General features: G+C 48.3%; 9 protein-coding genes. 5 read left to right on the top strand and 4 right to left on the bottom strand.

All coding sequences use genetic code 11. The features are described 5' to 3' along the window. The 3 genes from gmk to AB1500_04275 all read right to left on the bottom strand — a co-directional run. Positions 1-490, bottom strand: a 490-nt coding sequence (gene gmk, locus AB1500_04285; GenBank protein ID MEW6182382.1) for a guanylate kinase, incomplete at its 3' end; no start/stop codon positions are given. Next, a complete protein-coding gene (gene remA, locus AB1500_04280) occupies positions 487-759 on the bottom strand; it encodes an extracellular matrix/biofilm regulator RemA (protein MEW6182381.1) in 273 nt (90 codons plus the stop codon). The genes gmk and remA, both read right to left, overlap by 4 nt. A 17-nt stretch (positions 760-776) precedes the next feature. Further along, complete coding sequence (locus tag AB1500_04275; GenBank protein MEW6182380.1) at positions 777-1,637, bottom strand: YicC/YloC family endoribonuclease; 861 nt, start codon at positions 1,635-1,637, stop codon at positions 777-779. Between the two features lie 552 nt (positions 1,638-2,189). Between AB1500_04275 and AB1500_04270 the strand changes: the two genes are divergently transcribed. Then, complete coding sequence (locus AB1500_04270) at positions 2,190-2,816, top strand: CAP domain-containing protein (GenBank protein MEW6182379.1); 627 nt, start codon at positions 2,190-2,192, stop codon at positions 2,814-2,816. Positions 2,817-2,958: 142 nt separating this feature from the next. Here AB1500_04270 and AB1500_04265 read toward each other — a convergent pair whose 3' ends face one another. Then, complete coding sequence (locus tag AB1500_04265) at positions 2,959-3,462, bottom strand: hypothetical protein (protein MEW6182378.1); 504 nt, start codon at positions 3,460-3,462, stop codon at positions 2,959-2,961. Positions 3,463-3,629: 167 nt separating this feature from the next. On the opposite strand from AB1500_04265, the gene AB1500_04260 reads away from it, so the two are divergent. From AB1500_04260 to AB1500_04245, 4 genes are all read left to right on the top strand, one after another. After that, positions 3,630-4,223: a hypothetical protein gene (locus AB1500_04260; GenBank protein MEW6182377.1), complete on the top strand. Its 594-nt coding sequence runs from the start codon at positions 3,630-3,632 to the stop codon at positions 4,221-4,223. 4 nt (positions 4,224-4,227) lie between these two features. After that, complete coding sequence (locus tag AB1500_04255; GenBank protein MEW6182376.1) at positions 4,228-4,458, top strand: hypothetical protein; 231 nt, start codon at positions 4,228-4,230, stop codon at positions 4,456-4,458. Between the two features lie 454 nt (positions 4,459-4,912). Then, positions 4,913-5,491, top strand: coding sequence for a hypothetical protein (locus AB1500_04250; GenBank protein ID MEW6182375.1), 579 nt, complete (start codon positions 4,913-4,915; stop codon positions 5,489-5,491). 334 nt (positions 5,492-5,825) lie between these two features. Then, a complete protein-coding gene (locus AB1500_04245; GenBank protein MEW6182374.1) occupies positions 5,826-6,395 on the top strand; it encodes a hypothetical protein in 570 nt (189 codons plus the stop codon). Positions 6,396-6,431 lie beyond the last annotated feature (36 nt).

Raw genomic sequence — 6,431 nt, 5'->3', positions numbered from 1 at the left:
CATAATCATACTTGTTATAAGAACGAAGTTCTTCTTCCGCCCAGCGAAGGCGAACCAAGACTTGGTCCTCGTTTTCCGTATTCCGGTACGCGAGTCGTCGGGATAACTCTTCAATCGAAGGCGGAAGAACGAAGATTAAAACGCTGTCCGGGCAATTTTCTTTTACCTTGAGACCTCCCTGAACATCAATTTCCAGGAGAACATCTCGTCCATCCGCTTGGGCATCGGTTACCGCTTTTCTAGGGGTGCCGTAATAATAATCATATACACGCGCCCACTCTAAGAGTTGTCCCTGGTCAATAAACTCACGGAAGAGTCTTTCAGAAGTGAAATAATAATCACGACCCTCTATCTCTCCCTCCCTCGGCGGTCGAGTAGTCATTGAGATTGAGAGTTGGATTGTTGGGTCCATGGTTAGTAAGTCTTTACAGATGGTACCCTTGCCAACGCCTGAGGGACCGGAGATAACTAGAAGAAGGCCCGGGTTCACTCCTTAATGGACTCCTCCATCCCCGCTCCTTTAGGTGTCAGCCTGTGTGCAACGGTTTCCGGCTGGACGGCGGAAAGGATCACGTGGTCGGAATCCGTGATAATGACCGCGCGTGTCCGCCTGCCGTAGGTGGCGTCGATTAACATTCCCCGGTCCCGTGCTTCGGTGATGATCCTTTTAATAGGTGCTGATTCCGGGCTCACAATAGCGATTATACGGTTTGCGGAAACGATGTTACCGAATCCAATGTTTATCAGCCTGATATCCAACGGAATCCCCCCTGAATTTATTCAAGATTTTGAACCTGCTCTCTCATCTTTTCCAGCTCACTTTTAGCGTCGACGATCATCTGGCTGACGTTCAAGTTCTGCGCCTTCGCGCCAATGGTGTTGATTTCACGAAACATTTCTTGAAGTAAGAAATCAAGTCTCCGCCCTGCCGGTTCTCCGCAACCCAGGATCTCTTCGGCGCGGGTGATATGGCTTCCGATACGCACCAATTCTTCCGTTATGTCCGTCCTTTCGGCGAACAGGGCTATCTCACCCATGAGTCGCGCCGGATCAATGGCGTGGGCGATGTCTTTTATCCGTTCCGAAAGTCGTTCACGGTAATAATCCACAACGCGGGGTGCTTCAATGTTTATCAGTGTGCAAATATCTTTTATATGCCTTAGTCTTTCGCGAATGTCCTTCTCCAGATTCTTTCCTTCCGCCTCACGGGTTGCAAGGAGGCCGGACAGCGCTGTTTTGGCAGCCGATTCGATAAACGGTCCCATCAAAGAAACATCGGTTTGATTTTCGTTAAGACCGAGCACACCGCTTTGCGCAAGAATGACGTTAAGTGAAACGGGTTTTTCCAGACCTAAATGCTCTCGTAAATCCTCCAAAGCTTTATAATACGCCATAGCAAGTTCCCTGTCAACTTTTACCGTTGTATTCTTATTGCCCGTTTCTTCAATATTCAGAAAGACTTCAACCCTGCCCCGCGTGCTAACAGACTGGACCAACTTTCGCAACATATCTTCGAAGCAGCCGTAAGTTCGCGGCAGCCTGATTACAATATCAGAAAACCGATGGTTCACCGCCTTGACCTCAACGACGATCTTGCCGCCCGGGGTAATCGCTTCCGCGCAGCCATACCCCGTCATGCTACGCAATATGTTTTCACCACCTTTATTAAAGCACTCGACCATAATAACTTTTCTGTTTAAAACGCGAAATCCCTTTAAAAAACAAAAGAAAAAAGCCTAAAAACTTTAATACTCGATGTAAGCCGGGGAGATGTTAGGGAAACTCCTGAGATCTTCACCTTACTTTGATAAGCCTTCAATCCGGCCTTAGGATGAAACGCCCTCTTTATTTTTGAGGCTGCGCCGGATGATAAGTTCAACAGAAAGCTGCAATTAGCATGTAAAACCATGTGTTTCTTCTTCTTTTTAAACTCTAATGCTTCCACAATCCTTTTTCAAGGATTTTAGTGGGAGAATGGTATGACTTCCTATTCAGGTGCCAGAAGGTTTCCCTTTCTGATAATTCTGGCGGTTGGTCATTATGGATAACGCCAGTCGAAATAACTCGAATATACCGGTTTTGACTCGAATTGTAAAACACATTTACAATAACCATAATCGGTTGGGTGAGCCCAAATCTAACTTAAACAGGGAGGTTACAATGTGAAAAAGGCTGCCAGAAGGCTATCCATGGTTATCTCGATTCTGATTTTAGCCGCCACCTTACTACCTTTAGCAACTGCCCAGGCTTACATTTCACCTTCCAGCTATTATTCCCAGTGGAGCAAGTACGGCGTGAATTATCAGAGGTATTATGGCGCTCCCATTCCAGTAACTCCTCCTGTAACTCCTCCTACGATTCCACCTACTGATCCCGGCGTGGACCCCGGTACCCCGCCACCGTCCTCAGGCGGTTTCGGGGATGTTGATGTCTTGACGGCAGGGGAAAGAAAGATTTTTGACCTTGTAAACCAGGAAAGAGTGAAAGCAGGGTTGCCGGCTTATACGGTAGACGCAAGGTTAGTTAAGCTGGCACGGATGAAAAGCCAGGATATGCACGACAGAAATTACTTCAGCCATACTTCTCCGACGTACGGCACCGCGTATCGAATGGAGGTAAACGCCGGAATCAGGGCACGCGTCATGGGCGCTGAAAACATCGCCAGAACATACAGCGTGGAAAGAGCGCACGTGTTGTTCATGAACAGCGAAGGACACCGGGCGAACATCATGGATGCACGGCATGACGTTATAGGAATCGGTGTATACAGCACATCAAATACTGTATGGGTGACCCAGTTGTTCCTGGGTGATTAATAATCCTTTGAAAGAACCCTCATTTACCCGTCATAACAAGTAAAAAGCATAATGTCCCATACATTAATAAGGGGCTGTTACCCGGAGTCGGGGGAGCCCCTTTTTTATATACACGGCATCCTGCCGGCTGTTTTTACCTTTTTCATTTAAAGGTGTAAACAGGAACACCGTCGTTTGTTTTTCCCGCCCTGCGATAGTCATCGACGAGTGAAGGCAGTGCGGACTCAAAAGGGTTTTCCGTATCTTTAAACGCGTCTTTCAAAGTGGAGTACTTCGCGGACGGGGTTCCTGATAACTTAAAACTATAAATCCCGGGACCTACCCTGCCGAAACCCATCCCGTTTGCGGCGTCCGATTCATCTTGCGCTTCGGCCTCGGGAACAGCCGGCGTCATCTTTTTGAAGTCGTGGATTCCCCCCGTTTCTTCGGAGTCTTTTCCAGAGGTTTTGCATGGTTCTGATTTACCCAACAACACCCTCTGGTAATACCCTATTCTTTCTAAACGGGCAATCATTTCCTGCTGTATTAGTTCTTTGGATTTATCCGGCTTGGATTCCTCTATCGGGGTATCTGTCATTTTCTCTTCTTTTTTCTCAACTGCTTCACGCCTTCCGGGGCGTATCTGGGGACGACGATACAAGGGCATTTATTTGTCCACCTCGCAGAATTCTTTAGCCTATAATACTTAACAGCCTCGCTTTTTGTTAAGAAATATTCGGTAAATACAGTCTCAAATTCGCACCAACCATAACCTGAAAACATAAATTATCACGAAGAGCCAAAATATATATATATTGCCAGGGAGGTTGTATTATGAGCGACAGTGCCGGTTTACAGCATCAAGATTTCGAAGTTGTTTGTATCGAGACTTTCAAGGTTTACGATTTCTGTTACCAGGTGGACAGCCGGGAACAATGTTTCACTTTGCCGGAACGGTGCGAGGCCTTCCCGTTTCCTCCGGGCTCGGTTGCGGAATGCGAAATAGCAGGCACCCCCACCTGTTTCGAGACCTCCCGGACAGCTCCTGACGAAAACGGAAGGGCCGACATAACTTTCGCCGCCAGTTCGACCATCAGGATTATTATCAGGGACCCTAACGGTACTGTATTATGCGAATTTAACAAGACGATCAATTTTACAAAGACCGTGGTACTGTGCGCCCCCGAAGGGACCGTCACCGACTGTGCGGTTGTAGATGCCGCCTGCCATTGTGTGCTTATCGGAGAGCAGGTATGTTGCAGTGTGGATCTTTGTATTTTAATCCAATCCCGGGCGGTTGTAAAACTGCTGGTTCCCAGCTTCGGTTTCTGCGTGCCGGCGCCCTGCGAAGAGGTATCGCCCGCCCCTCCGGTGGTCTGCCCGCCGGTGCTGTTCCCGCCCCAGTGCACTCCTGTTAAAGAGGATTAGCCGTATGCAGAGTCTACAAGTCAGTGGAAAATTGTTTACTGCAACAACCTCAATCGGCACACCTGGTATAAAAGATAAAGAAAAGCTTGTTGAAATTCTGCTTGGAATGCCTGGTGTAGAGAAAGTTGTAATCGTTGGCAAGCAGGTAAACGTAACCTATGAACCGTCAACAATATCGGCGATGCTCATCAATCAAATGGTGAAGGAAAACAGTATCTTCGTTTCAAAGGGGTGAAGGAAGAGATAAACTTCTTTATCCCGTGCGGGTAAAAAAGAGCGCTTATCGATGTGCATTAGATTAATCAAGAAGACGAATTTGTTTTGTCGGAAAGGCGCCGGAAAGCTGTCAAAATCTTTACAGCACAAAGGTTTTTCGGGGCCTTTTTCTCCGTACAGCTTCGGTTGATATCTCTGTTTTGTTAATGAATCCTTTCGCCTTCTCCTTAACGTGGGTACGCGAATCCCGGCTTTGAGCCCGTCTGAAAGGTTTATTTCGAATACCCGGACACCTGTCCTGTGCTTATTATGCCGGCACCCAACAATAAACCTTTTAGACAAGTTTTTGTCAAAATATTTTAGAAAAACACCGTAAAATTTTCGTGCAGTTCTCACAACAAACAAAAGGCCAACATAAGTTAGCGTAAGGATCCGACCCATGAAAAACATTTATTGCTAAAGGGGGGATATAAATGGAACTCCAACATCGGGACTTCGAAGTGGTTTGTATCGAGACTTTCAAGGTATACGATTTTTGTTTCCAGTCGGACAGCCGGGAGCAGTGTTTCGATGTAACCGTCTGCCAGGCATTTCCGTTTCCCTCGGGCGCGGTCGCCGAGTGTGAGATTGTAGGTACCCCGACGTGCACCGAGATATCTCGTACGGCTCCTGACGAAAACGGAAGGTCCAATGTCACTTTTGCGGTCAGCGCTACCATCAAAATTACCATCATTGGGCCTGAGTGTCCGATTTGCACCTTGACTAAGACCATCAGCTTCACCAAAACCGTGGTTCTCTGCGCGCCCGAAGGCACCTTCACCGACTGTGCGGTGGTGGATGCCGCGTGTCAGTGCGTGCTGATCGGAGAACAGGTATGCTGCAGCGTAGATCTCTGCATCGTAATCCAGTCCAGGGCGGTTGTGAAACTGCTGGTTCCCAGCTTCGGTTTCTGCGTGCCGGCGCCCTGCGAAGAGGTATCGCCCGCCCCTCCGGTGGTCTGCCCGCCGGTGCTGTTCCCGCCCCAGTGCACTCCCCTGGCGAACGGGTCATGATAATCAAATTGTCAAGGGGCCGGATGCTTTCATCCGGTCCCTTTTCGGCTTTCATTTCTTTAGACCCTTTTAAAAATGTGAAGTATCTAATGGTCCTGTTACGGAGAAAGATCAGAGCGGGGCTTAGTTCCCCTATTTTCAGATTCGCGACACTGATTTCTGCCAAAGACGGTCGACACAAGAGACGACCATAAGCTTCGAGCTTCATATAGGCGTTGTTATCCCAATTGAAAATATATTTGGAATAAATAACCTAAAGAGTCACAGGGAGAATAAAGGCGCCATAATATGGTCGTGAGGCGCCATTAAAAGCAAAAGTCAAGGAGGAATACAAATGGATGATCGGCAACAAGCGCTTGAAGTGGTTTGTATTGAGACATTTAAGGTTTACGACTTCTGTTTTCAGGCTGACAGTAGGGAACAGTGCTTCGACGTGACCGTTTGTGCGGAATTTCCCTTCCCGACGGGTTCGACCGCCCAATGCAGTGTTTTAAGCGCAAGCTGTACAGAAGTCTCTCGTACACTTCCCGATGAAACCGGGAGATCGGATATCACTTTTGCAGTAAGTGGAAACATCCAAATAACTATCCTGGGACCAACGGAAGAAGTGCTTTGCACTTTGACGAAGACCATCAGTTTTACCAAAACGGTGATTCTTTGCGCGCCCGAAGGAACTTCCACCGACTGCGCGGTGGTTCGTGTAGCCTGCCAATGTGTGCTGATAGGGGAACAAGTTTGCTGCAGCGTTGATTTTTGCACCGTAATTCAGTCCAGGGCGGTTGTTAAACTGCTCGTTCCCAGCTTCGGTTTCTGTGTGCCTGCGGCCTGCGAAGAGGTGTCGCCCGCCCCTCCGGTGGTCTGCCCGCCCGAACTCTTCCCGCCCCAGTGCACTCCTTTAACGTAAGGTTACAAAACGGGCGCCGACTGGTCGTCGTAAAGA

This window comes from Bacillota bacterium (assembly GCA_040755295.1).
GTDB lineage: Bacteria > Bacillota > Desulfotomaculia > Desulfotomaculales > Ammonificaceae > SURF-55.
Note: the sequence above shows the minus strand (reverse complement) of the source record. Positions and strands in the feature narration are given on the sequence as shown.

Excerpts from the sequence above, each read along its gene's own strand:
- AB1500_04265 (MEW6182378.1), bottom strand. The coding sequence starts at position 3,462 with ATGCCCTTGTATCGTCGTCCCCAGATACGCCCCGGAAGGCGTGAAGCA.
- AB1500_04275 (MEW6182380.1), bottom strand. The coding sequence starts at position 1,637 with ATGACGGGGTATGGCTGCGCGGAAGCGATTACCCCGGGCGGCAAGATC.
- AB1500_04260 (MEW6182377.1), top strand. The coding sequence starts at position 3,630 with ATGAGCGACAGTGCCGGTTTACAGCATCAAGATTTCGAAGTTGTTTGT.
- AB1500_04255 (MEW6182376.1), top strand. The coding sequence starts at position 4,228 with ATGCAGAGTCTACAAGTCAGTGGAAAATTGTTTACTGCAACAACCTCA.
- AB1500_04245 (MEW6182374.1), top strand. The coding sequence starts at position 5,826 with ATGGATGATCGGCAACAAGCGCTTGAAGTGGTTTGTATTGAGACATTT.
- AB1500_04250 (MEW6182375.1), top strand. The coding sequence starts at position 4,913 with ATGGAACTCCAACATCGGGACTTCGAAGTGGTTTGTATCGAGACTTTC.
- AB1500_04270 (MEW6182379.1), top strand. The coding sequence starts at position 2,190 with ATGGTTATCTCGATTCTGATTTTAGCCGCCACCTTACTACCTTTAGCA.